The sequence below is a fragment of the Myxococcota bacterium genome (assembly GCA_039030075.1).
In the GTDB taxonomy this organism is placed as follows: domain Bacteria; phylum Myxococcota_A; class UBA9160; order UBA9160; family SMWR01; genus JAHEJV01.
Map to the genome: position 1 here is coordinate 48,701 of JBCCEW010000018.1, position 22,364 is coordinate 71,064.

Sequence of the window (22,364 nt, forward strand, 5' to 3'; positions counted from 1 at the left end):
TCTGTGGTCACGAGGACGGTCGGATCAGTGTCGCCTTGCACGCCCTAGTCACCGGTCGGCGCAGAGCCGGGCTGAAGCGAGTCGATATACCTCGCGAAGTCTTCCCTGAAGAGGTGCCGATTCTGTTCCCACCATCGAGCGAATCCGGGCGGCGAGACGCTCGCCTGGATCGTCCGAGAGTGGGCTTCCCAGCTCTCGGGATCGAGCATGCTCTGCTGCGACTGGTAGAAGTAGTCTTCGTAGCCCTTGAGGTTTGCACGCATCCACACGTCGAACTGGAACCTTCGCGCTCCAGAAAGCGAGTCCGGATCGACCAGGCCCGCCACGAAGCGATCGGCGAGTTCGTCGTTCTGCGCGAGAACCAAGAGCCGTTCGATGGACGCATGGTGAAGAGAGTGGAAGGTATTCGCTTCGAGCGATCGGGTGTTCTGACGGATCTGAGCCGCGAGATAGATCAGGGAAGCGACAACACCGATCGCTCCAATCGACTCGGCCAGCGCGCCGACTGCATCCCAGTTCACGTCGGAGGATCCTCCAGCCGCCGCCTTGCGGATCAGGCGTCCAGCCACCGGGCGGCTCGCCGCCGCGGGCTTTCCATACATGCTCAGTATGCAAGAGCGAGAAACGCACAGTGTTCCTTGTCCGTCAGCTGCACGATTCGACAAAAAACTAGCCCAGGGGCGGGCGCCGACGCGGGGCGTCAGTCGATCAGCTTCCCCGTGCGCGTGTACTGCTCACGTTCGTCCGGGGACGTGTTGAAGAAGATGCGATTTCCATCGGGGTCCGCGACCTCTGCGAACCAAGAGCCGTCCGGATGGACCTGGGCCGGCTTGATCAGCGCAAGCCCGCGGGCTTCGAGCTCCTGCGCGATCTCCTCGATGTTCCCGCCGCGAAAGTTGATCAGGTTCCGCTCGATGTGTCCCTGGTAGAGAGAGAGGGCGGTGCGGTTGTGCTGCAGCACGGCCCATCCCTCTTTGCGGTGATCCGCGACGATCTCGAAGTCGAGCTTCAGATAGAACTCGATCGACGCCTCGAGGTCGCGGACGTTCAGGCACGGATAGTGTTCGCCGAGATCCACATCATCTCCTTCACTCTGCGCGTCGGGCCGACGGATCAGGCGTTGGACTGCTGGATCACCGTCCAGTGTTGGCGGCGCGCCGGTCCAGTATGCCAGAGCCAGACTGGGGCAGCGCTTCTTCCGGCCCGCTGGAACGAAGCGCGAGTGAGTGGCCGCACGGTCGGGGTCTTCCTGATCGAGTTCAGACCACCCTGCTCGGACGCCAACGGTCGATTCACCTCTGGCCGGAGATCTCGCGCCCCACCTCGTCATAGGAACGGATGAGGGTGCGCTCCCCGTTCGCATCGACTGCGTATACCTCGCGCAGCACGCCCTCGATGTAGACCTCCTCGCGCTCCAAGGGTCCCTCGTTCGGATGAAAACGCGAGGACACTGGGACTCCGAACTCGAAGGTCGTGGTGAGATCCCGCGCCCCGTTGTGGTCCGCGTCGAATGAAGCCTCTGATAGGTTGCCGGCCTGGAACGACATCCATCCATCGGCGTCGCCGTCGAAATCGTCGTCGATTTCGCTCCGCGTGACCGAGCCACCCCGATAGAAGTCCCATCGATCCGGCTTCCCGTCGAAGTTTCGATCCGTGCGCGAGTACACGGGCTCCGTGCCCTGGTAGACGTGCCACTGATCGACCTGACCATCCTGATTCCGATCCAGCTCGAGAGTGTCGGTGCGGACGCCCGCGTGGTGGTTCGCTTCGAAGGTCCGGGACGCGCCGATGGCGAATCCCAGCGCTCCGCCCAACAGCAGCAAGACGAGCGCTTCGACCCAGAAGGATCGGAGGAGGCGCGGCCGTGGCCTATTCAAGTCACGAACTCGCTCCTGCGCAGCGCTCGTATCGCCCGGGGCGTCTTCGGGCGCCTCCTCGGGTTGCGACAGGATCTCGCTCGCGCGTTCCGCATCATCTCCGGAAACGGAGAGATAAACCCCGTCGGCTTGGAGCTGCGGATACGCTCCACCCACGTCGTCCGTCGAGACACGGGCTTCGATTCCCCAAGACTCGAGCCTCGCGCGGGCGATCTCGGCCTCGGCTCGCGAGGAGAACTCGGCGATCCGAACGTCTCGTTCACTCACGGTGTTTCCTGCTTCGCCGCCGCCTGCTAGGCGACAGGTCCTCGAGGCGCGTGGCCAAGGAGTGGGCTCTGGAGCTCGGTGACGCTGCGGACGAGTGATACGGCGACGAGGGCTGCCGCGAGGTCGACGGCGTCGACGGCCACGGTGGCCCAGGTCGCGTATACCGTTTCCTGCGCAGACGATGCCCGCACGCCCGCCCGAGCCACCGCGTTTCCGAGGAGGCTCGTACCGAGGAAGAAGCCCCACCAGAGGTTCACGCGATCGACGGGACGAGCGACACCCACCACCCGTGACGGTTCCCGCTCCCAGGCGTTGCTCGTGATGCTCCAGACCTCTCGCATCAGTTGATGCGGACGAATCAGGTTCAGAAACGGGATGATGAAGCCCCAGATCGTCCAACGCGTGTGGTGGGTGGGGGGCTCGTCGGACAACGAGCTCAGGTTCCCGTGAACGAGGTAGAACCAGCGGATGAAGAAGATCGCTGCCACGATGAGTGCGACCAACTGCGCCAGCCCGATGACCGCGTATGCCATCTCCGATGGGACGAACTCCAGCTCTTCGACCACGGCGTTCGGGTCGAGCGATTGGAGGTACGCCGCGTAGACGAGTCCGGCAGGGACCGCAGCGGCATCCGACAACGCAACACTCCAGAGTCCCACCTTCGCCGCCAGCGAACGCCGGTCCAGCTGCTCAGGAGCGGACACGAGGTCTGCTCCTGCTGCTCGACGGATCCGGCGCTCCGCTGTCTGCTGTCATCAGAAGCCTTCCTGCCACCGAGTCGGGGGCGGTGCCGGGCGGAACTTCCGGGGAAGCTCCGAGAAACGCCGGGTGCAGCAGCACGTCGTCCTCGTTCGCTGGAGCCGAACCTTTTCCGAGCGATCCTTGAAGCGCAGGACCACGGGCCCGGGGAACTCGGGTTCGCCCCGCAGCCACCCTCGGTACGGAGAGCCGCTGCGCATGAACTCGAAGGTCCCCGCGTTTCGACGCACGACATGGCCGCTCTCGACGGTGACGCAGGCTGCCATCGCGGGGAGCGACAGAAGAAGCGCCATCAGGAAGGAGAAGACGGGGGCCATCGGCTTTCGCATGCGTTCGCCCAATGGATCTGCTGCTCGGCTGCCGTGGGCAGCGTGCCACCGGGGGCCGAGCGCACTTCTTCAGTATGCCAGACGCTGGCAACGAAACGCGCGCCTTACCGGTCGGCCGCAACGACCTTCACACAGCGGTGAGTCGGCGTCGTTGGCGTGCGAGCAGCCACCGCGAGACCCCCCGGATGGTCACCAGACCAAGAACGGAACACGCGAACCAGGCCGCGATGAGCACGGCGCCGGAAGCGGGTTCCTGACGAGCAGTCTCTACGACGAAGGGCAGGGCGACGTAGGAGAGCAGCACCCAGGAGAGGACCAGCGGAGCCAGCCAGCGCCTCATCGGTCGAGCTTGGGCCCGGGTGCGGGGCTGCTCCCACCGATCAGGTACCACCATGTCCGGATCGATGCGGCGCTCGCGCACGAGAGTGCCACGACCTGAACGGCTCCTTCGCCGTGAACTCCATGCGGGAGGACGGCCGTCCCCAAACCGTAGATTGCCCACAACAACACGACGAAAACGATGGACGATCCGGCGACGATCCCGACGTCTCGCATCTCCACGCCCTACTGGCCGGACGGTCCGCCGGACGCAAAGAACACCAGCAGCGTGATGTCTTCGGAGATCTCGAAGAACGAGTGCTCCGAGCTGGCCTTCACATAGAGAATCGTGCCCGGCGTGACGGCGCGATCCACACCGTCCACCCGCGCGCGGCCGCGTCCCTTGACTACGTAGTAGACCTCATCCTCGTCATGGGGTGCCTGAAGGTCGCTGGCGCCGGCGGGGAGGAAGTAGATGCCGCAGCTGAGGTTCGGCACCCGGAGGAACTCGTGATACGGGCGGTCTGACTTCTCGCGTTCCGCGATCTCACTCGCGAGATCGAATGCTCTCCAGAGATCATCTGCCACGGCAACGCTCCCTTGATGCGCCGGCCGCCGGATCAAGCCGCGTCGGCGCGAGTCCACGTCTCCAGTATGCCAGAAGCCGCAAGCGGAGCGGCGGGCGGCAAGCTCCGGCTAGTCCGCGCGCGCGCCTGCAACGCGTAGTCGCGAACGGCCATTCCGCCGAGGCGATGGAAACCGAGGGGTTCGTAGAAGGCGCGCGGGTCCGGGTCGCAGTGCAGGCTGATCGAGTAGAGGCGGCCGAGGTCGCCGCGAGTTCTATCGGTTCGCAGAGGCGGCGAACGGTCCCCCGCCTCTCACGACCTTGCACAGACCGGGAGACGCCACGAAATCGAGCTCGCCATCTCCGAGGCCAAAGCGCTGCACGTACTTGGCCCACCAATCGGAGGAGACGGCGGCGCGGAAACTCGATTCCGACTCCTATACGGCGATCGTGTAGAGCGAGACCCTGTCCCGAAGGAGCGAACGCCGGCCAAGCCGACGTAGTCCCCCTGGATGTCCGGAAGGCGCGGGTTGAAGAAGTGCCAGACTACGTCTTCGCGAAAGACGCCCGACGTTCCGGCGAAATCGGCCGGCTCGAAGCGATTCAGTAGAGCGATGTTCGGGTCTCGTGGGCCACGAGTGCTCTCGCGCGATGAGCGAATCGGGTCGACTAGAACTCGATCGATTGCACCAGCTCACCGAGTTCGCGGTCCAGCCGATCCAGAGAAGCCATCGAGGAGGTGCCGGTGACGATGAGCGTGACGCTGCGGGACTTCTGGATGTGATACTGCATCATCTTGGTACTCGGAACGGCCCCGTCGGCCTGGATGTACAGGGCCTGTGCATCTGCCAGGGGGCGGAGTTCGCATGCCGAGACCTCGACGGGCCTTCCGAACATCTTGCCGAGTTCGGTCGACAAGTGCAGGCAGATCTCGGCGAGCTGGCTCTCGTTCTGTGGGACACGACTCGCCGATTTCTGCACGCTGACGTTGTCGCGGAATCCGAACCCGTCATCGTAGTCGGGGTAGTAGAACTCGACGGCCCCGGCCTCGATCTGAGCGCGGACCGCCGAGAGCACGTTCTGATCGACGGCCTGCAAGTCGTCCCCAGCAAAGGCTCCCGCGAAGAGATCCGGGTTCTCGCTGACCTGCTTGCCATCGAGGATCAGCCAGGACTCGGGTACCGCGATCGCAAAGCCCATCGCACTCGAGTGCTTGCCGTCGACCCTCGGACCTTCGGATGAATCGACACATGCGAAGAACAGCAGCCCGATCACGAAGATTCGCCAGTTCACCGTCACCCCTCACCACCTCGCGGTTAGCGATCAGCGACTCGGGCATCGTGCCGCCATCGGCTGAGCGCGCGGGCTCAGTATGCCAGAGCCGCATGGGAGGCGCGTCGCTAGCGGTCGCCTGCGAAGCCTGGCTAGGCAGCGAGCGACTTCCAGTAGATGACCTTGTCGTCTCCCGGAGCGTAGTAGTCGCGGATTCGAGCCTCGGCGGTGTAGCCAAGCGAATCGTAGAACGTGCGTGTTCGCTCGAACGGCGGGGTTCCCGACGTCTCGATCAGTAGGATCCGGGCACCCGCCGCCGCGGTCGCAGCCTCGACGTGCTCCACGAGCGCTGCTCCGTGGCCCGTGCCGCGCTGGTCGGGAAGCACCGCCAGCATGTAGAGGTTCCAGACGCCGACGCCGAAGGCTTCCGGCGCGAAATAAGCAACGCCCGTGGGATCTCCAGCGTCGTGGACCACCCACCTGTGATCGTCGCCCAGACTTCCCGCGAGGTACGCCGCGAGGGTCTGGCGCACCTCCTCCAGCTCGTCCGCGTCGAAGAGCCCGCTCGTTTCCGCGATCGACATGACCGTGGATGTATCGCCATTCGTCACCGGACGAATCATTGGAATCCTCGCTGCGGAACGGGGCGGGGCGTGCGCACCCGGGCCACCATTTCGCGAGGGGCTGGGGCCGGCGGAGTATGCCAGAACCCGATTGAGACGACGTCGTTACCGACCAACGCCAACGTCTTGATCGGCACCGGCCTATCGTCGTTCCGTTCCGAGCTCGTAGGGTCGCCAAGGGCCAGAGCGGAGCTCGCTCCTTCGTTGCCCGTAGAACTCCGGGTTGAAGCCATCATGCTGGCGCAGCACCTCGAGTTCCGCGTCGTCGACCGGATCATTGGCTGTGCCGGCCGGCGCAGGCGCGTCCAGGGAGCAACCCAGAAGCCAAACGAGTGCGGCGCCCAAAGCGAGATCGGTTGCCATGAACGTGTTGCGGCCACCGAAGCGCCGCATCTAGTGCGCCGTTTGCCGTCCGTGGAGGCTGAGATGCGCGAGGACCGAGGGAGGCTGTGCGACGAAGGGGCGGCTGGGAGACCGGCGCTGCCAACGGACGACCTCGGGAACTCGATCCGAGGCTCGCGCGACCGGAGGGCGAGGCGGACCGATCATGCAAGAGCCTTCCGCGACCGGCGGGTTGCGGACGACCGACTCCCACCAGCACGAGGAAAGCAGAAGTAGGAGGAACACGGATCCGAACGACGCGCAGCTGGAGAGGGTGAGCCGGGCGATCGGTCTCCGCCCGAGACGTCGGCTGCTGAAGACCCGATGCACGCCGAGAAAGAAGGGCCCGAGGATCGGGACGAGCACGAGGGCCGACAGCGCGAATCGCCTTCGGGCCGCTTTGCGCTTCTGGGAAACGCAGAAGAGCGCCGTCAGCGAGGCCGTGGTCGCGAACCACCAGAACAGGATATGGATCGACTCTGTTTGCAGTTCCACGGATGTTCTCCTCCTACCCGTGTGTTTCTCGATGGGGTCTGCCGCCCACGCCTCAATGGGCAAGGGAGACGCTCTTGGCGCCGGCCAGCCGCGCTTTGTCGATCACCGTGGCGAGCACCCCGTTGGAGGAATCGGGGTGTGCCCGAACCACCACCGGAGCCTCGGGCGCCTCGGCCAGCTGAGACTCGAGAAGCGCCCGGACCGAACTCGCTTCGGTCTGGCGGCCTGCCACGGTGACGAGGTTGGACTCGGTGATCGCAACGAGAATCGCCGAGCTCTCCGACACGCTCTGGGGTCGGTGCGCTGGGTTGCCGAGATCGAGTCCGTACTCCTTCACGAACGAAGCCGTCACGATGAAGAAGATCAACATGATGAACACGACGTCGAGCATCGGCGTGAGATCGACGTCCGAGTCGGCCACCTGCTGGCGGTGGGTTCTGGCGGGCATGGATCGCTCCCTGGCCCGCACCGCCATTTTGAGCGGCCCAGGGGGCAGAGGTCAAGCCCGGCTGCAGAGCCTGGCCGCGTGCGGCTATCGGCTGCCGAACACCACGTTGACGAGCAGCATGACGCCCAGGAAGGAGAGAGCCACCTGGTGGAGCCTGGTGCGCTCGGAGAAGCTCAGCAGAATCAGCACCGAAGTCAGCGCCAGGGAGACGAGAGACGGCGTCGTCTGCTGCTCGCGCACGAGGAGGTGGGACAAGCCTCCAAGCGCGGTGTAGGTCGCTGCCGTCCTGAACGCCCAGGGAGACACCGAGAAGTAGTGCTTCTCGAGATCGATCTCGCCTTCGCTGGACAGGGTGGGTGTGAGAATGAACGCGGTAGCGGCCGCGAAGATCGATGGCAAGAAGAAGAGGAGGCTCTCGTAGTTGCGCTCGAACTCGAGGTCTCGGTACGCAGAGACGTTGAACCAGTGGATGATCAGGCTGAAGAAGAGCCAGCCCGTCGCACCCAGGTACAGCGAGGGCCTCCGAACGCGATTGCGAGATTCGACGAGGCGGCCCCAGGACGAGAGGATCTCGGAAAGCGCAAAGGCGATCAGGATCGAGACGATGACGGTGTTGAGTTCGAAGAGCGAGATCGTTCGGGCTCCGGTAACGGCCTCGTGGGCCCGGTGTTCAGCTGGTGGCACCGTAGGCTGGGCGGCGCAGTATGCCAGAGGCAGATTCGGACCGCGCTACTCCATGGTCAGCCGTCTACTTCCAGGAGAAGCACGCGTAGTCGAGGAGGAGTTCGACGGACCGATCGGTCAGGTCGGGATGGGCGTCGCGGATCAGAGGCTCGACCTGCGCGGCGGCCTCCGTCAGCGAACTCGCACGCGTCCAGATCTCCGAGGGTGAGCAGGCGAAAGCCATCAGATCGTTCACCCGCTCGATGGTCGCGCTGGAGAACTCGGCCTCGACGGTCGCACGATGGTCTCGTGTGACCCAGGGGCTCGGCGCCAGCAGGCGGTCGATCGCGGTGTTGACGTCTTCGGTTGACAAGCGATGCCACTGCCCGACAGGTCAGGCACTCAGCTTCCGGGGCACCGTGCCGCCGTGGGCCGAGCGCCACCCGAGTATGACAGCCGGAGTGGGAGGGTGTTGCATCCCGTCACCTGCAATACCCCGCTGCGCAACAGCCGTGAATCCCTACGGAGCGCGCTCAACCACGAGGAGCAAGCCCTCTACCGCGACGACCCGCACGGGGTCGCCAGGCGTCATCTGTGCGTCGGAGCTGCAACGCGCTTTCCAGATCTCTCCGCCCAAGCGGACGCTTCCTCGGGCCTCACCGTCCGTGGAGCTGGGGCCCGGCATCTCGATGACCGTCCCGCGCTCTCCAATGAGGCCTTCGGGGCCGAGCCCCGTCTTGCGCCTGGGGACGAGCAGGTCGAAGAGCTTCTCCGCGGCGAGCCCCATGAGCTCGGCCATTCCCACCCCGGCGATGATCGCCGCCAGCAGGAAGGCGACGAGGATCAGTAACACGATGCCGAGGAACGCGAGAACGAGGTCCATCGAGCGGTCCCGACTCCCTGCCGCCTAGTGGATCAGCGTTCAGCGGCTGGGGCGACTTGCCACCATCGGCTGAGCGCGCCGCCAGTATGCCAGAGACGGGTTCGGACTCGTTGCTACCGGCTCGCTGGAACACCGGATCTCGTCGCGGGCGTGCCGGGCTCGGGGCCCAGCGAAGAACGCGGAATGCTCTCGCACGCGGCGGCGATCTCTCGCAGCTGGTCTTCGGAAAGCCGATGCTGCACGCGCTCGAACACCTCTCGCTCCTCGAAGCGAATATGAGAGCGGACGAGGTCTCCGAACCTCGAAAGGGCAGCGCTGCTTCGCTCGCTGGAGCCGGCTAGTTCACGGATCTCCTGGTGTTCTCGCTCGATCCGCGCCGCCAGTTCGGGCTCGCCAATCGAGACCAGGGCTGGCAAGAGGTGTTGCTCCTCGATCGAGAAGTGGGGTTCTAGGTGTCCTTGCAGGGTCTCCGTGACCTGGCTCCACATCTGCTCGATGAGTTCTGCGCTCGCAGACTGAGCGGTCGTTCGACACCGACGCGCGAGGACGAGACCCGTATGGTGATCATCCGAAAGGTCGCGAATCGCGGCAACGCGCTTCAACCAATCATCTCCATTTCTCTGGCCGAACGAATCAAGCGGTCGGCTGCTCGCCTCGTTGAACGGGGCGGGTCCTATTCACCGGATGGCTCGCCGTCGAGGCCGGCTTCGACGGCGCGGTTCTCCCGTCCGCTGTGACACTCGGCTAGGCCGGGTTCTCCCGTGAAGCATGCGCCAGTGCCCACCAGCCAACGAACGGCGTCACTGCGAGCGCGAGCAAGGCTGCCCAGATCGCTTTGAACGCGATGAAGGATGGAACCGAGAAGGGCTGTGCCATGCCCAGATCGAGGGCCCAGATGATGGGAGCCGCTGCGAAGACCATACTCGCGACGCCCAGGAACAAGCCGCGAACGGAAGTCGGACGGCGGAACCACTTGGACAGCGGGAGGTGCGCAGCCGGAAGCGGAGGCAGCTTTCCCGAATGGACCTGTCGAGCGACAAGTTTGCTGACGATGACGCAGGTGAGAAACGGCAAGAGGAAGGCCGTCGCCATGAGGTCGATGCCGATGCTCGACTCGCCCCAGAGCGGCACGGACTTGGCGGTTCGGAACAGAGCCCAGGCGATGACTCCGTTGATCACCAGATTGAAGACGGTGGGGACAACGCCTTGCTCGACGAGAAGGAAGTGGCGGTGCTTGTCCGACAGCATTCTGCATCTCCGGTTGCATGCAGCCCAACGGATCAGGTGTTCGGCTGCCGCGACGGGTTCGCATTGGTTGAGCTCGTCGGTCCAGTATGCCAGAGCCCACTGCTGGACTGCGGCAGCTCGCCGAACGGCTCGCACACCCTTCTCAGGGTGAAGCGCCTCGACCGCCTCGTGCCGGTAGTCGCGCGCGATCTGGAGGGCCGAGCTCGAGCCTCCACGGACGGGGTCTGCGCCGGCATCGAGGAACGCGCGTACCACCGCTAGATCGATCGGCTCCTCAGTCTGGTGGGCGCCGTCGATCGCGGAGTCCACGGCGTGCGCGATCGGCGTGAGACCGTCATCGGCTTCGGCGTCGATGTCGGCACCATGCTCGAGGAGGAGCGAAACCATCTCGGGTCGGTCGTGCTCGGCGACCTGGTGAAGCGGGCGCCGACCGAATATCGGGCTTAGCCAGTTGGGATCGGCTCCAGCAGCGAGGAGCTCGCGGACGCGGCCGACGTCGGAATGGCCCACGGCGTCGAAGAGGTCCTCGTGGATCGTCACGCTCGGTGGACACCAAACAGGTCAGGAGTTCGGTTGAAACGCCTCACTCGGTAGCGCGGTCTCTGCGCGCCACGAACTGCTCGCCCAACCACCGGCCGAAGTAGCCGAGGAAGGCTGCGCCAAAGACCACGCAGCAGACGAACGCCATGTAGTCCGGCGCGCTGGCGAGACCTTCTTCGAGGAACCAGAGGAGACCCGCGGCCCCAGCGAACGCGCCGAGCGCGATCCCGAACCATGCCGCCCAGATCGGGAGGAAATCGAGGGAGAAGACGTCGCGGAAGGACAGCTTCCAGTTGCCGTGTTCCGCGATCGCCTCGAGCTGGTCCTCGTCGGGGTTGCAGGCCGGGACCTTCCTGCGCTTCTGCAGGACCTCTCGAAACCGGAGCCGGGTGTGGTCGTACGGCATAGGGGTGCGGCCTGCAGGATCAGACGCCCAGCCGCCGGAGCACCTTGCCGCCGTGGGCTGAGCGCACCTCCCGAGTATGCCAGAGCCAGATTCGGTCGCCTCGCTCGCCGGTCCGCTGCGAACGGTGTCAGGCCGAAGGCGCGAACACCCAATTGAACAGCACCCGCCAGAGATCTTGGCTGGCGAAGAGCAAGACACCCGCCGCGACGCCCCCGGCCAAGCGACTCCCAGGCAGGTTTCGGATTGCCCACGCACCGCCGAGCGCGGCGAGCGGTAGGAGCAGACCCAGCCCCGAGACGAGCCCGGGGCTCCACTCGCCGCGCCATATCGAGAATGGAGGGTGAACCAGCAGCCCGTGGATGGTGAACTGCGTTAGGACCGCAACGAGGAGGAACCGACAAGAGTGAACGCGGGTACCCAGGGCAACTGCGATCACTATGAGTGAGACGATCATGATGTTGACGCCAAGGAACGATGCGGCGCCGAGCGGAACGAACTCGCCCACCCAGCGGTAGAAGCCGACTCCGACGAAGAACTCGTCGGCGATGTGGAGCGTGTAGGCGCCTGGCAAGAGCCACGCCCAAGAGGGCACTTGCGGTGCGTCGGAAGGTGAAGTGGCGGGCAAGGCTGCTGCCTATGGATCAGTCGCTCAGCTGCCGGGCGATCTGCCGCCGTGGGCTGAGCGCGCTGATCCAGTATCGCGTTGCTGCGTAGGAGTCTGCCTACTGCTCCTGCCACCAACGGTAGGGGAAAGGCAGCCCGGGCATCGCGTCCAAGGCGGGAAGATACTCCGGATGAAACTGAAACCGTGAACGAAGCGGGGCCGGATCCGGGGTTTGTGGCGGAAGGTTGAGGTTGGGGACGTCGACGTACGGGAGCGTCGGGCCCCAAGGTAGACAGTTCTCGTCCGCCAACACTCGCTCGCCACGCGCGTTGTGATCGTAGGTTGAGACAAGCAAGCTCTGGCATTCCGCGATGGCCGGGGTGCCGAGGAGCAAGCCGAGCAAGGGAACTATCGTTCGAACCCTGAGTGTCATGCCGCCGCCCAACGGATGAGGCGCTCAGCGGCGAGGGCGACCTGCCCCCGAGGGCTGAGCGCACCACCCAAGTATGCCAGAGCCGGAGTTGGACCGTGCCGCTCCTGGTACGCGGGAACATTCTGTTAGGCGGCGCGTGCTTACGCCGCGCCAGCCGAGAGGAATGCTAGATGGCGAACGCTGCGAGGCCGAATGCCAGATGTACGATCGGTGGCACGAGGTCCGGAGGCAGATCGTACTGGGACGGGTTCTCGGGGTTGACGAGGATCTCGTAGGAGTCGCCAACCGGCTCCGGGAACGTGAGATCCGCCGCGAACGCGGTGCCTTCAACGAAGTAGACCATCTCGGCGAAGTAGGAGATCTCGGGGTCATTCGCTGGATCGGAGACGATGACCGTTTCCGAACCATCCGGCCGAACCACGAGTGTTTCGTGACGAGTGGGCCGTGAGACTTGCGAGCCGAACGGGCTCGCTTGATGCCAGTGAACGACCTGCGCCTTGACTGGAGTCCAGCCGCGAACTCGGAAGGAGTCACGGATCTCTACCAAGCCCCAGAGGCAGAACACGAACCCGAGGAGAGCGGCGGGCGAGTCCATGAGTCCGCCTAGCGGATCGGGCGCTCAGCCACCCGGGCAACCTGCACCGTGGGCTGAACGCGCCTGCCTGAGTATGCCAGAGTCGGATTTGGACGGAGCACCCAGCCAGCTGCAACGCGCCGTCGTGTGGCGAGCCCGCTTCCTAGGACCAGTCGCAGAAGACGACGGATTCGTCGATCCGCGCTCCGGATCTCGCGTTGGCTACCCAGATCTCGAACTCCCGGGATGACAGGGTATAGGGACCGGCCTTCTCGTACGTCTCCTTGCCGAGCGCGCCTCGAACGATCTCGTACTCCTGACCCGCTGCGACCCGAATATCAGTGACGCACCGAAGAGTTCGTCGATTCGGCCGATCGCCGATGAAATCGTCGAACCAGAACTTGAACCGAAGAGAACGCCGGCCGGGCAGCACCTTGAACGCCCGGCCATCGCGTTTGATCCCATCGATCTCGAGGAACTGTCCCTTGCCGATGATTCGAATCACCCCAACTTCGGCATCGCTCCGAGGTGGGCCATCGTAGGCAGGCATCGCTGCTGAGCATGCGAGCTGCAAGAGCAGGGCTGTCGCGAGAGCGCGTGCCATCACAATGACGTTCGAGTGGCTCCGAGTCGGCTGCATCGGCTCGCTAGGTGGCCAACCAGGACCGCACCCAGACATAGACCTCGAGGGCGCCGAGCCAGTAGAGACTTGCCACGAGCCCAAGGAAGAAGGCGGCCACGGGGCGGGCTTGACTCTCTCCGACCCGGGTCGCCGCCGCCGAGACGACGAGGATGGCCAAGCTGAAGGCGAGACCACCGATGGTGTACGAGCAGAGGGGCATCAGGGCACCATCGGGCCCGGCAAGAGGGCATCGATACAGGCCGAAAACGCTGAGCGCGATCCCGACGCTACTGGCGATGGCACCACCAAGCGAAAGAGTCTGGACGAGCTCATTCGCGTTCTCGGATCGCAACCAGGACATGGGTGTCGTCAACTACCGGACCATGCTCTCGGCTGTAGAGCCTCGCCAATCGGAATGCGGCGAATGCTCCCAGTGACCGATCTCTACACAACGAGCAAGTTGTCTGATGGTGAGGTCCTGATCAGGCCAGCCCGGTGGAATCGGGCCCAAGCCAAGGAGCGAACGAAGCAGGTTCCAGAAGGCGGAAGGTGGTAGACCTTCTTCGGAGAAGGACCGATGAAACGGGAACGTCTCCATGTCGCAGGTGAAGCGCGTCTCGAACTTCTCGAGGAGTTCGATGGCGTCATCTCCGTCGACGCCGAGTTCATCGGAGAGCGAGCTCCCGGGCCCAATGTCTTGGCGAGGGACACCGATGGTGTCCGCGACGAACCAGGCAACGGAATCAACGGTGGCTTCGGCCGGTTCCTGCATGCCGCCTGACGGATGAGGCGTTCAGCCGCAGAGGCACCTTGCCGCCGCGGGCTGAACGCGTTGGCCAAGTATGCCAGAGCCAGATTCGACCAATGCGGTTTCTGGTCAGGCTGGGGCGGCCTGTTGGGACCCACAAGAGCCTCCGACGAGGCTCCTCAGCCGGACGATCTCGTCCTCTGCGTGTCCGAGCTGCCGCAGCGCATAGGAGAGGAATCCGCGGGGATTCGCGTCGAGGTGCTTGGTTGCCGGTCCGGGATCGATGTCATGCGTCAGGATGAAGAGCGCCAATGCGAATGAGAGTTCCTCTTCTCCGAGGTACCCCATTCCACCGTGCTCCCATCCGATCCAATCACCATCGGTGTACTGACGGAAGGAAAACGCTGCATTGCATGCGAAGATGCCGAAGCCCAGGAACACGGAACCCAGGTCGGTGGCCGGCTCCTCGAGTGCTTCACCACCCGGCGGCGGATCTTCTGCCGTCAAGAGAAGGTAGTGAGCGAGTTCGTGAGCGAACGTGGCAACGAGCTGGACGGGATTCGAGGCCAACGCCGGTGAGTACGTGATCTTCGCTCCGTCCTCCCACTTGCCGGGCACGGAGAATGTGCCGAGCGGATCTGGGCTCTCGGAAACGGCAACGATGCCCGGTGTGATTCTTCCCTGCAACGGTTGCCCTTGCGGCTCGAGTGAGCAGGGCCAAGTGTCCATCCCCGCGTAGCTTCGAACCGCCTCGAAGACCGCACGGACGTCGTCATGATCGCGGGAAAGAGAGAAGGGGAAGAACTCCTCGCTGGGCTCGATGAGCACCATCTCGGCCGAGCTTTGCTCTTCGCCGAAGTGCGTGAGGAACCACGAGTACGTGTCGATGATCCACCCCGCGGTATCGACGTCCAGAAAGGGAGCTCGTCGAAACCACCGCTTCGCGAAACCCTTACGGCCTCGAAGTCGGTTCGCGGCGCCATCGTCCGGGTTGTAGGCGGGTTCATCCTTGGCGGATTCGTCCTCGACGAGATTGTCGCCGCACTGAGGGCAGGTGCGGATTCCTGGCTGGTATTCGGGAATCGTTCCGAAGCGCACGCGTTCAGGGCAGTCGAGGTTCGTGCAGATCAAGTCGCAGGCCCTGTGGATCGAGCGTTCAGCTCCTGGTGCACCCTGCCGCCGTGAGCTGCGCGTCGCGCCAGTATGCCAGAGGCGGATTCGGAGCGGAGTCGCCCATGACTCCGCTGCAAGCCTCTATTGAGGCGCTCCAATGCGACCGCGTCGATGGTACGGTTACCAGATGGTCCCGCCCCCGTCCCACGGGCCTACCCTTCGGACGTCCCGACTCGTGCTCAGGCCGTTTCAGCCCCGCGATGTCGAGACAGTGGCTGCGTATGTTTCGGATCCCGAATGGCTCCGATATCTCGCGCCGGACTTTCCCGATGCGGAGAGGCTCGTTGAGGCGGGGATGCGAATCGATTGGACGCGTGAATGCGCCTTCGCGATCGAACTCACTGGAGACCTCGTCGGGTCGGTTCATCTGGGATACGAGAATCCCAACCCGGTCGGGGAGCTGGCCTGCCTGGTCAGGCCGGCCAACTGGCGCAAGGGCCTGGCAGTCGAGGCATGCGAAGCCACGATCCGGTACGGGTTCGATCATCTCGGACTCGAGAAGGTCTTCGCCCGAGCGGATGTCCGCAACGCGGCGTCCGTTCGCGGAATGGAGAAGCTAGGGATGCGCAACGAGGGGCGATTGCGCAAGCATCGCCTGAGCCGTGACGGTACGCGTGTAGACGAAGTCGTCTACGGGTTGCTGCGATCGGAATGGCATGCTGGGTCTGCGTAGCATCGACCCGCGCAGCAGCGTGCCAACGTGCGAGCTCCGAGCACTACTCTGGACACCAGAACGCGTCTGCCACGTAGGCTTCGCCCGCCAAGGCAGCCGCGCTGGAGGGCTTGTCTCCCTGCGCGATGAGGAAATTCGCCCCCAGCGCCTCCGCCTGGTCGGAGTAGGAGCGGTAGAACACCTCGAGGGCGGTGCCTGTGGAGATGTCGAGATAGCCGAGTTCTCGTGCATCGACGCTGACAACGCCGCGGCGTTCACACGTTTCCGGGGGTACCGAACCCGGTTCGGCTTCGGAGACAGACTTGCTGTAGAGAACGTCGTCGGACGAGTGATCAGGGGAACCGCAGGCCAGCGCGAGAGACCCGAGGAGAATGGCTGACCTGAAAACCATCTTCTCGTCACCCGAAGGACCAGGCGCTCAGCTTCCGGGGCGACTTGCCGGGGCGGGCTGAACGCGTCGCCCCAGTATGACAGAGCCGATCTGGGAGAGCGCTTCTACCTGTTAGCTGCAACGCCCCGTGAGACGCCAGACGAGGCCCCCGATCAACGCGCGCAACCTGTGGGTCGGCTCGAGTGCCGCTTCCGAAGAGGCACAGCAGGAGACTTCCGACAGGAAGTCCGTGAGGCTAAACCACGACAGCTCGTGAAAGTCGCTGTAGACAGCGACGCCGCCCGGATGCCGCTGGAACCGGAACACCCACGCCCAGGCCATCCCGTCGCAGAACGGAACGCCATTCGCGATGCCGGGGTCATCCTGCCCGAACTCGTCGATGATTTCTCCGATCGACCAAAAGCGCATCATGTGTTGGTCGCAGGTGTCCGCGGCCATCCCGTTGGCCGCCGCGTAGAACTCCCGAACATCCGAGGAGAGTGGGCAGCCAAGAAGGCGCTCGAGTGTGGCAAGCTGCGCCGAAGACGCCCTTGGACGCAGTTCGACCTGATGGCTGTTCCAGAAATCGAGTGCGGCTCGAACGCTCATGCGATGACTGCGCCGCCTACCGGTGAGGCGTTCAGCTCCCGGGGCACCTTGCCACCATGGGCTGAGCGCACCGACCGAGTATGCCAGAGGGCGCCCGCTACGATCTGGAGGACGATGGCTGAGATCTCCACCCGGCGTCTCCGGCTACGCACGCTGAGCCCCGAATGTCTGCGGGCCTCACTCTCGGGGGATCGGCCACGAGCAGAGAATCTCCTGGGCGCGAGTCTTCCAGGCGATTGGCCCGATGACCCCGAGCTGCTTCGCATTCGACTCGAGCAAGTGGAGGCCGACCCTACGTGGGAGCCTTGGCTGACCCGGGTGATGGTGCTGAGTTCCGCTCAACGAGTGATCGGCGTGATTGGTTTCCACGGCCCGCCCGGAGGTGAATGGCTGCGAGACTTCGCGCCGGGCGGAGTGGAGTTCGGATACTCGGTGTATCCTGAGTGGCGCCGACAGGGGTTCGCTCGGGAGGCGAGCCAGGCTCTGATGGCCTGGGCGACCCTCACGGCCGAGACCACGACCTTTGCCCTATCGATGAGCCCCAAGAACGAGGCATCGGTAGGACTGGCGAAGAGTCTCGGCTTCTCGAAAGTGGGAACCTGGGAGCACCCGGCTCGAGGAACCGAACACGTCTACCGATTCGACGCCGGCGATTGAGTTTCGAGAAGCCGCATACTGTCAGGCGTTGGACGGCCAGGCCCTGCCTGACTCAGCGGGAGGGTGCCCCCTTCAGCGAACCTGGATGATGGACGCCCACACGGGCTGGACCTTCAGCCCGCCGTCGGGTGGCGGGTAGTTGTCACGGCCGACCAGGACTACAAACGTCCCTCCAGAGCTGAAACCCTCGAACTCGCCTTCATTCCGAATCGGTGAGAGCGTCTCCGGGCCGAGCGTGTGCTCGGTTGCACCCGCCACCCAGTCGCAGCGCCAAGAGGACGATCCCTGGACTACGTGGATCGAGTTGGCCTCTACGTCCGGGAACCACGTGTTCGGCTCCAACCTCGAGCTATCGAGGATGAGCGCGGGCGTGGGATCGATCTCGTACGCAGGCGGAGACTCATCAGGCGAGGCGATCTGCGAATGCTCCGCATCGACGAAGATCCGCTCTGACCGATTCGCGATCGAGCAACTGACCGACGTAGCGGCGACCGCACTCAGCGCAAGCATCAGCACACCCGCCGTAGACGTACGGGTACCCATTCACACTACCTCCGACACTAGCGTTCGGCTGCGGTGCGCCCGTTAGGTGGCGGGTCCACTACTGCGACTCTTGAAGATGGAGCTCCAGCAGTAGCTTGACCCCACTACCGACCTGGATCGCTACGAGATGCAGATTCCAGGCGCGGCCAGATCGATCCGGCTTCGACAGAACCAGGCTCGCGATGTGCTCGAGAAGAGACTGCTCGACGAACTTCCATCCCTGCGCCTCGAGCTTGGGCCGGTAGTGCGCCGCGAGCTGCACGGGAGAGCCGCCGCCGAAGACGTCCTGCGACTGCTGATAGGAATCATCGCTGTGACTACTCGAGTTGACCTGAGACACGGCTTCTGGCGGAGGCATCAGCGTGGGAACCGCGATCGGAAGGCCGACACTCGAGGGCCACAAGGAGGCCCTCTCTGGACTGCAGTACCAATGAGACGCCGAAGTGGAAACCGTGAGGTACGAGCTCTCGTTCACGATCCGGAGCCCGTACGTGATCGAGTCCGAGCCCTTACAGACTGTTGTCGGCTCGTGCTTGTCTTGGAGACCGCTGGCGCGCTCAGGGCGCTCCCACCCCGAGCGAGATAGCTGGGCCTCGCAGGCTCGCATGGCTCCTAGCGGAGCGGTTGCCACTCGAAAGACGAACGTCCGGTCGGTGGGGCGCTTGATGCCTCCGACCAGATCAGCGTCGGGCGGAGAGCACGGCGGTCCACCCGAGAGTTCGCCTGGCAAGAAGGCTTGCACCACCTCTTGGGCGCCAGATCCCGACGCACCGAACACCTCAGCAATCTCTCGGAGGCTCGCGCTCGCATCCGCCGAAGCCGCCGAAATCGCGAGCGCGAGAGCTAGGACGGCCGAAAGGACTCGAAACCCCATGTCTCCGCTCTCTCCGCCAAGCGCATCATGCGTTCAGCTGCCGGGGCACCTTGCCGCCGTGGGCTGAGCGCAACGCCTAGTGTGCCAGACTGAGGTACGGACCGTGCCGCTTCCTTGCCGGACGAACTTCCCTGTTAGGCGGCCCGCCTAGCGACACTCCGGCGGTTCTTGGGGGATGGCCCCAATGCCAGGAACGCGCCTCCACGGAACACCTGGGGAAGCGAGATCCACCCGGGATCCAGAATGATCAGCCTCGAGGAGGTCGCCGAGAACCGGTGCGCCGCGTCCGACCACGAGCTTCTGCGAGATCCGGATCGGGTCGTCTGAAGAGAGATCTTTCCGGTCGTCACCCACCTGTGCGTAGCCGTGGTCGAAGACGTAGTGGATCTCGTCATCGACAACTTCGAAAGTGCCCTGGGCGTCCCAAATCATGGGCCCGATATCTCCGGAATAGCGGAGATGGGCTCGTGAGCCGCGGATCGCGAGGTCAGACCAGGTGAATCCGGGCGCGACGCAGAGTACGTAATACCCGTCGAGACTCGGCGCGCACGCCAAGACCGCGTAGGTCAGAAAAATCGCCGGACAAGTTGATCTCTGCATGCGGCCCACCGGATCACGCGTTCAGCTGCAGCGCCGTGTTCGGAGACGATGGATTGGTTCCTGGTGCTTGCAGGTACACTCCGACTCTCGCCAATCCGGCCCCCAATAGTGACTAGTTCGCGACCAATTCGACGTTCGCGCAGATCCAGACGGGACTCCACCTGCCCAAAACCCAGATCGAGATTCTCCCGAGGGGTGAACAAGCGTTCCGCAACCGTCCGGCCCGAACTCGCTCAGCTCGCCTTCGTAAACCCTCCCGTCCGGGTACCGGATCTCGCCATCGCCGTAGACGATGCCCGTACCATGCCCATGGAACCCAAGTTCGCCCGAGAACTCGGCGCCATCCTGGTATCGAATCGTTCCTGGACCGTGTGGGTGTCCATCGCAGAACTGGGCAGTGACCCGTGTTCCGTTCTTGAACAGGACCTCGCCCAGGCCATGGGCGACGCCTCCGCAGAACTCGCCTTCGTACACTTCGGACTCGTGTTCCATTCTCCCGAATCCGTGCGGGACGCCTGACCGAAGAGGGCCTGAGTAGCCATCTGGTCCAACACCATGGCAGCTCGCGAGAAGAACCAGTGCGGCTGCGAAGCGTCGACTCAAACCGCCGCCCAACCGACAAGGAGTTCAGCTGTTGGGGCCCCTTGCAACCGTGAGCCGAGTGCTACCTGCGACTCACTCACGAGCTTCCTGGGTTTGCGCGATCAGTCGCGCCAAGACCAGTTCTCCGATTCGGGCAAGGGTGTTCTCTGGAAGCGCGTTGGCACGGACCAGCTCCGCGTCGAGATCCATCTGGGAGAGAAAGATGCTGGGAGCCCAGGGGCCGCCGAACTCACCTGACATGTTGGTTACGTCATCGAGAACGAGCCTGACGGTGCCGTCGATGTCCTTGAGTGAGGCCACGATTCCAGCATCCGAACGCGAGCGCGAATCGTGGGGACCGCGGTGGGCTTGATCGAGTTGCGCGCGGATCGTTGCGCTCGTGGGTGTCGCCTTGATCGGCGGGTCGGCCCGGTCCGCGGGGCGAAACCGAATGGTCACCCACGATCCGTATGGGAGCGTGATCTGGGATATCCAGTCCTTGTGGACTGGATCGCTGTCTGCTTCTTCCTCTTGACACAGGCCCCCGACGCTCAGCTCGACGCGCGGGTCGTCGCCAGCCGAATCCCAGCTCGGGAACGAAACGATCGCATTCAGGACGGATAGGTCGGGCCCTCCCGCGACCGTTCGCTTCTGACCGTTGATCTCTACGTCGAGAACTGAAAATTTCACGAGACACCAACGCCTAACGGGTCACGCACTCAGCTGCCGGGCACCTTGCCGCGGTGGACTGAACGCGCTGTTCCAGGATGCCAGGGATCACCTTCGGACCGCATCGTTCCCCGGCCAGCCGCATCGCCAAGTTAGGTCGCCGCGCCACCCGACAACATCTGCTCCAGCTCCCCCTCAGAGAGCTGCCGAAAAGCGAGCTTGTAGCCGTAGTAGAGCGCGATGCCGTAGAAGAGAGCGTCCATCGGGTTGAAGAAGGCCACCATCAGATCCTGAATCAGGCTCGGATTCAGCTGAGAGACCGCATCCAAGAACGCGACGCCGTCATTCTGAGCGACGAGCGCTGTGACCGCGAGTAGGTTCCCAAGGGCACAACCGAGCAGGGAGAAAGCAGCACCGACGACGCCGAACACACTCGTCACGCCTTTTCCAAGGGTTCGAACCGCGAAACCAACCAGGAACCCGATCCCGATTGCCATGAAACCAATCTGGTATCCAGTCGCAACCGTGATGCCAGCCCATGCGGCTGCCCCGAGGAGGGAAGCGGCCAAGCCTCCGACGGCACCGAGTACCAGGTTCTGTTCCGACTCGAGCTTCTGTTGCAGGTAGAGGAGCTGAGACGGGTCGAGCGCCGGTGATTCCAGGCTCTCGGATTCGGATGCACTCTCTTCGGTCATGAGGGGCCCTCCTGCTGCGGCCTAACGAATCAGGCGTCCAGCTCCTGGGGCACCTTGCCGCCAAGGGCTGAGCGCGCCGGCCCAGTATGACAGAGCCAGCTTTGAGCAGTGGCTTTTCCTGACTACATGCGACGCATTCTTGGGTAGCGGAGGGTGCTCTAGGGCGCGTCCTAATCCTCGCGTGAATACGCGTACGATCCGGGGTTTCGGGGTGTCAACCTGGCAACGTAGGTCCTACCCGGATCGATCCGGGAAGAGACCCGGGCCCGGAAGAACCCGCCCGGATCTGGTGGAACCCAGCAAGCAGAGTGCACGAGAACACCAGAGCCCAATTCCGGAACCTCCACCTGTCCGAAGATCTCTGGCGGGTGAACAAGAGCGTTGAGGCGGACAAGATAGGTCTCGCTCCAGCAGTGTTCGCGCGAGCACACCCTGTTTGCGACGAATCCGTAGTCGTCGGAAACGACCACAACTCCATCGCTTGGGTTGACCACAGGGAGATCTCTTTGGAGGCACGGAGTTGCGCAGCCAGTCGCAGATATCAGGAGTGCGAAGATGCACCAACGCGTCATGCTGCCCGGTGAACTAGGCGTTCAACTGCCGGAGAACCGACAGCAGCAGGAACAGGGTGAGTGGGCGCATGCAGCGATGCCCGCTCAACCGGCTAGGCACCCGGCGAGCTGCCACGCGTCGTCCGGCAGCGAACGGAGTCATCTCTGCGCCCGATCCGGAGCCTCTAGAAGCCAGCCTCTTGAGAGGTCCGGCCGGCTACCGGCTGACCGAACCGACTCTCGGAAGAACGCCTCGATTCGAACAGGCCCATCGAGCTCGCAGAAGAGGGCGGGACGGCGGGCCCAATTCGCA

Annotated in this window: 32 protein-coding genes; 4 read left to right on the forward strand and 28 right to left on the reverse strand. The window is 64.1% G+C overall.

Annotation, left to right across the window (positions count from 1 at the left end; all coding sequences use genetic code 11):
* Positions 1-44 precede the first annotated feature (44 nt).
* The 20 genes from AAF430_18290 to AAF430_18385 all read right to left on the reverse strand — a co-directional run bounded on the left by AAF430_18290 (position 45) and on the right by AAF430_18385 (position 13,527).
* Positions 45-665, reverse strand: coding sequence for a hypothetical protein (locus tag AAF430_18290; GenBank protein MEM7412184.1), 621 nt, complete (start codon positions 663-665; stop codon positions 45-47).
* Positions 666-700: 35 nt separating this feature from the next.
* Complete coding sequence (locus tag AAF430_18295; protein ID MEM7412185.1) at positions 701-1,078, reverse strand: VOC family protein; 378 nt, start codon at positions 1,076-1,078, stop codon at positions 701-703.
* Positions 1,079-1,292: 214 nt separating this feature from the next.
* Positions 1,293-2,144, reverse strand: coding sequence for a DUF2007 domain-containing protein (locus AAF430_18300; protein MEM7412186.1), 852 nt, complete (start codon positions 2,142-2,144; stop codon positions 1,293-1,295).
* Positions 2,145-2,170: 26 nt separating this feature from the next.
* On the reverse strand, positions 2,171-2,848 hold the full coding sequence (locus AAF430_18305) for a DUF4328 domain-containing protein (GenBank protein ID MEM7412187.1): 678 nt from the start codon (positions 2,846-2,848) through the stop codon (positions 2,171-2,173).
* 51 nt (positions 2,849-2,899) lie between these two features.
* Positions 2,900-3,232 (reverse strand): hypothetical protein, encoded by a 333-nt coding sequence (locus AAF430_18310; protein MEM7412188.1) that lies wholly within the window; start codon positions 3,230-3,232, stop codon positions 2,900-2,902.
* 127 nt (positions 3,233-3,359) lie between these two features.
* Positions 3,360-3,572 (reverse strand): hypothetical protein, encoded by a 213-nt coding sequence (locus AAF430_18315; protein MEM7412189.1) that lies wholly within the window; start codon positions 3,570-3,572, stop codon positions 3,360-3,362.
* A 224-nt stretch (positions 3,573-3,796) separates the two neighbouring features.
* On the reverse strand, positions 3,797-4,138 hold the full coding sequence (locus AAF430_18320) for a cupin domain-containing protein (GenBank protein MEM7412190.1): 342 nt from the start codon (positions 4,136-4,138) through the stop codon (positions 3,797-3,799).
* Positions 4,139-4,784: 646 nt separating this feature from the next.
* The gene (locus AAF430_18325) at positions 4,785-5,408 is read right to left on the reverse strand and encodes a hypothetical protein (protein ID MEM7412191.1); all 624 of its coding nucleotides are present in this window, start codon (positions 5,406-5,408) and stop codon (positions 4,785-4,787) included.
* A gap of 131 nt (positions 5,409-5,539) precedes the next feature.
* A complete protein-coding gene (locus AAF430_18330) occupies positions 5,540-5,971 on the reverse strand; it encodes a GNAT family N-acetyltransferase (GenBank protein MEM7412192.1) in 432 nt (143 codons plus the stop codon).
* Between the two features lie 432 nt (positions 5,972-6,403).
* Positions 6,404-6,886, reverse strand: coding sequence for a hypothetical protein (locus AAF430_18335; GenBank protein MEM7412193.1), 483 nt, complete (start codon positions 6,884-6,886; stop codon positions 6,404-6,406).
* Between the two features lie 52 nt (positions 6,887-6,938).
* A complete protein-coding gene (locus tag AAF430_18340; protein ID MEM7412194.1) occupies positions 6,939-7,334 on the reverse strand; it encodes a biopolymer transporter ExbD in 396 nt (131 codons plus the stop codon).
* A gap of 84 nt (positions 7,335-7,418) precedes the next feature.
* Positions 7,419-8,018: a hypothetical protein gene (locus AAF430_18345; GenBank protein ID MEM7412195.1), complete on the reverse strand. Its 600-nt coding sequence runs from the start codon at positions 8,016-8,018 to the stop codon at positions 7,419-7,421.
* A gap of 64 nt (positions 8,019-8,082) precedes the next feature.
* Complete coding sequence (locus AAF430_18350) at positions 8,083-8,370, reverse strand: hypothetical protein (protein ID MEM7412196.1); 288 nt, start codon at positions 8,368-8,370, stop codon at positions 8,083-8,085.
* A gap of 147 nt (positions 8,371-8,517) precedes the next feature.
* Complete coding sequence (locus AAF430_18355; GenBank protein ID MEM7412197.1) at positions 8,518-8,880, reverse strand: NfeD family protein; 363 nt, start codon at positions 8,878-8,880, stop codon at positions 8,518-8,520.
* 744 nt (positions 8,881-9,624) lie between these two features.
* On the reverse strand, positions 9,625-10,668 hold the full coding sequence (locus AAF430_18360) for an ankyrin repeat domain-containing protein (GenBank protein MEM7412198.1): 1,044 nt from the start codon (positions 10,666-10,668) through the stop codon (positions 9,625-9,627).
* 43 nt (positions 10,669-10,711) lie between these two features.
* Positions 10,712-11,074, reverse strand: coding sequence for a hypothetical protein (locus AAF430_18365; protein MEM7412199.1), 363 nt, complete (start codon positions 11,072-11,074; stop codon positions 10,712-10,714).
* A 127-nt stretch (positions 11,075-11,201) separates the two neighbouring features.
* A complete protein-coding gene (locus tag AAF430_18370; protein MEM7412200.1) occupies positions 11,202-11,666 on the reverse strand; it encodes an HXXEE domain-containing protein in 465 nt (154 codons plus the stop codon).
* Positions 11,667-12,277: 611 nt separating this feature from the next.
* On the reverse strand, positions 12,278-12,706 hold the full coding sequence (locus AAF430_18375) for a hypothetical protein (protein MEM7412201.1): 429 nt from the start codon (positions 12,704-12,706) through the stop codon (positions 12,278-12,280).
* Between the two features lie 142 nt (positions 12,707-12,848).
* Positions 12,849-13,235, reverse strand: coding sequence for a hypothetical protein (locus AAF430_18380; protein ID MEM7412202.1), 387 nt, complete (start codon positions 13,233-13,235; stop codon positions 12,849-12,851).
* Between the two features lie 97 nt (positions 13,236-13,332).
* Positions 13,333-13,527 (reverse strand): hypothetical protein, encoded by a 195-nt coding sequence (locus AAF430_18385; protein MEM7412203.1) that lies wholly within the window; start codon positions 13,525-13,527, stop codon positions 13,333-13,335.
* 357 nt (positions 13,528-13,884) lie between these two features.
* On the opposite strand from AAF430_18385, the gene AAF430_18390 reads away from it, so the two are divergent.
* Positions 13,885-14,088, forward strand: a complete 204-nt coding sequence (locus tag AAF430_18390) for a hypothetical protein (protein ID MEM7412204.1) — start codon at positions 13,885-13,887, stop codon at positions 14,086-14,088.
* Positions 14,089-14,184: 96 nt separating this feature from the next.
* Here AAF430_18390 and AAF430_18395 read toward each other — a convergent pair whose 3' ends face one another.
* On the reverse strand, positions 14,185-15,153 hold the full coding sequence (locus AAF430_18395) for a hypothetical protein (protein ID MEM7412205.1): 969 nt from the start codon (positions 15,151-15,153) through the stop codon (positions 14,185-14,187).
* A 202-nt stretch (positions 15,154-15,355) separates the two neighbouring features.
* Between AAF430_18395 and AAF430_18400 the strand changes: the two genes are divergently transcribed.
* Positions 15,356-15,901 (forward strand): GNAT family protein, encoded by a 546-nt coding sequence (locus tag AAF430_18400; GenBank protein MEM7412206.1) that lies wholly within the window; start codon positions 15,356-15,358, stop codon positions 15,899-15,901.
* Between the two features lie 43 nt (positions 15,902-15,944).
* Here the strand turns inward: AAF430_18400 and AAF430_18405 are convergent, their stop codons facing one another.
* Positions 15,945-16,292, reverse strand: a complete 348-nt coding sequence (locus AAF430_18405) for a hypothetical protein (GenBank protein MEM7412207.1) — start codon at positions 16,290-16,292, stop codon at positions 15,945-15,947.
* A gap of 111 nt (positions 16,293-16,403) precedes the next feature.
* Positions 16,404-16,880, reverse strand: a complete 477-nt coding sequence (locus AAF430_18410; GenBank protein MEM7412208.1) for an SMI1/KNR4 family protein — start codon at positions 16,878-16,880, stop codon at positions 16,404-16,406.
* Between the two features lie 114 nt (positions 16,881-16,994).
* Here AAF430_18410 and AAF430_18415 point away from each other — a divergent pair, with 114 nt between their 5' ends.
* Positions 16,995-17,537 (forward strand): GNAT family protein, encoded by a 543-nt coding sequence (locus tag AAF430_18415; protein MEM7412209.1) that lies wholly within the window; start codon positions 16,995-16,997, stop codon positions 17,535-17,537.
* 72 nt (positions 17,538-17,609) lie between these two features.
* Here AAF430_18415 and AAF430_18420 read toward each other — a convergent pair whose 3' ends face one another.
* From AAF430_18420 to AAF430_18430, 3 genes are all read right to left on the reverse strand, one after another.
* Positions 17,610-18,080 carry a hypothetical protein gene (locus AAF430_18420; GenBank protein MEM7412210.1) on the reverse strand — a complete coding sequence of 157 codons (471 nt, stop codon included), beginning with the start codon at positions 18,078-18,080 and terminating at the stop codon, positions 17,610-17,612.
* A gap of 58 nt (positions 18,081-18,138) precedes the next feature.
* Positions 18,139-18,420, reverse strand: coding sequence for a hypothetical protein (locus AAF430_18425; protein MEM7412211.1), 282 nt, complete (start codon positions 18,418-18,420; stop codon positions 18,139-18,141).
* 681 nt (positions 18,421-19,101) lie between these two features.
* A complete protein-coding gene (locus tag AAF430_18430; GenBank protein MEM7412212.1) occupies positions 19,102-19,386 on the reverse strand; it encodes a hypothetical protein in 285 nt (94 codons plus the stop codon).
* 477 nt (positions 19,387-19,863) lie between these two features.
* Here AAF430_18430 and AAF430_18435 point away from each other — a divergent pair, with 477 nt between their 5' ends.
* Positions 19,864-20,073, forward strand: coding sequence for a hypothetical protein (locus AAF430_18435; protein ID MEM7412213.1), 210 nt, complete (start codon positions 19,864-19,866; stop codon positions 20,071-20,073).
* A 156-nt stretch (positions 20,074-20,229) separates the two neighbouring features.
* Here the strand turns inward: AAF430_18435 and AAF430_18440 are convergent, their stop codons facing one another.
* Positions 20,230-20,457 carry a hypothetical protein gene (locus tag AAF430_18440; GenBank protein MEM7412214.1) on the reverse strand — a complete coding sequence of 76 codons (228 nt, stop codon included), beginning with the start codon at positions 20,455-20,457 and terminating at the stop codon, positions 20,230-20,232.
* A gap of 500 nt (positions 20,458-20,957) precedes the next feature.
* Entirely contained in the window at positions 20,958-21,500 is a 543-nt protein-coding gene (locus AAF430_18445; GenBank protein MEM7412215.1) for a hypothetical protein, read from the reverse strand.
* Between the last annotated feature and the right edge of the window lie 864 nt (positions 21,501-22,364).

Bases quoted from the DNA above. Each gene is read 5' to 3' on its own strand.
- AAF430_18400 (MEM7412206.1), top strand. From the start codon at position 15,356: ATGGTCCCGCCCCCGTCCCACGGGCCTACCCTTCGGACGTCCCGACTC.
- AAF430_18310 (MEM7412188.1), bottom strand. From the start codon at position 3,232: ATGCGAAAGCCGATGGCCCCCGTCTTCTCCTTCCTGATGGCGCTTCTT.
- AAF430_18420 (MEM7412210.1), bottom strand. From the start codon at position 18,080: ATGGGTACCCGTACGTCTACGGCGGGTGTGCTGATGCTTGCGCTGAGT.
- AAF430_18365 (MEM7412199.1), bottom strand. From the start codon at position 11,074: ATGCCGTACGACCACACCCGGCTCCGGTTTCGAGAGGTCCTGCAGAAG.
- AAF430_18330 (MEM7412192.1), bottom strand. From the start codon at position 5,971: ATGTCGATCGCGGAAACGAGCGGGCTCTTCGACGCGGACGAGCTGGAG.
- AAF430_18375 (MEM7412201.1), bottom strand. From the start codon at position 12,706: ATGGACTCGCCCGCCGCTCTCCTCGGGTTCGTGTTCTGCCTCTGGGGC.
- AAF430_18340 (MEM7412194.1), bottom strand. From the start codon at position 7,334: ATGCCCGCCAGAACCCACCGCCAGCAGGTGGCCGACTCGGACGTCGAT.
- AAF430_18430 (MEM7412212.1), bottom strand. From the start codon at position 19,386: ATGATTTGGGACGCCCAGGGCACTTTCGAAGTTGTCGATGACGAGATC.
- AAF430_18445 (MEM7412215.1), bottom strand. From the start codon at position 21,500: ATGACCGAAGAGAGTGCATCCGAATCCGAGAGCCTGGAATCACCGGCG.
- AAF430_18315 (MEM7412189.1), bottom strand. From the start codon at position 3,572: ATGAGGCGCTGGCTGGCTCCGCTGGTCCTCTCCTGGGTGCTGCTCTCC.
- AAF430_18415 (MEM7412209.1), top strand. From the start codon at position 16,995: ATGGCTGAGATCTCCACCCGGCGTCTCCGGCTACGCACGCTGAGCCCC.
- AAF430_18390 (MEM7412204.1), top strand. From the start codon at position 13,885: ATGAAACGGGAACGTCTCCATGTCGCAGGTGAAGCGCGTCTCGAACTT.
- AAF430_18380 (MEM7412202.1), bottom strand. From the start codon at position 13,235: ATGCCTGCCTACGATGGCCCACCTCGGAGCGATGCCGAAGTTGGGGTG.
- AAF430_18405 (MEM7412207.1), bottom strand. From the start codon at position 16,292: ATGGTTTTCAGGTCAGCCATTCTCCTCGGGTCTCTCGCGCTGGCCTGC.
- AAF430_18355 (MEM7412197.1), bottom strand. From the start codon at position 8,880: ATGGACCTCGTTCTCGCGTTCCTCGGCATCGTGTTACTGATCCTCGTC.
- AAF430_18435 (MEM7412213.1), top strand. From the start codon at position 19,864: ATGGAACCCAAGTTCGCCCGAGAACTCGGCGCCATCCTGGTATCGAAT.
- AAF430_18385 (MEM7412203.1), bottom strand. From the start codon at position 13,527: ATGCCCCTCTGCTCGTACACCATCGGTGGTCTCGCCTTCAGCTTGGCC.
- AAF430_18410 (MEM7412208.1), bottom strand. From the start codon at position 16,880: ATGAGCGTTCGAGCCGCACTCGATTTCTGGAACAGCCATCAGGTCGAA.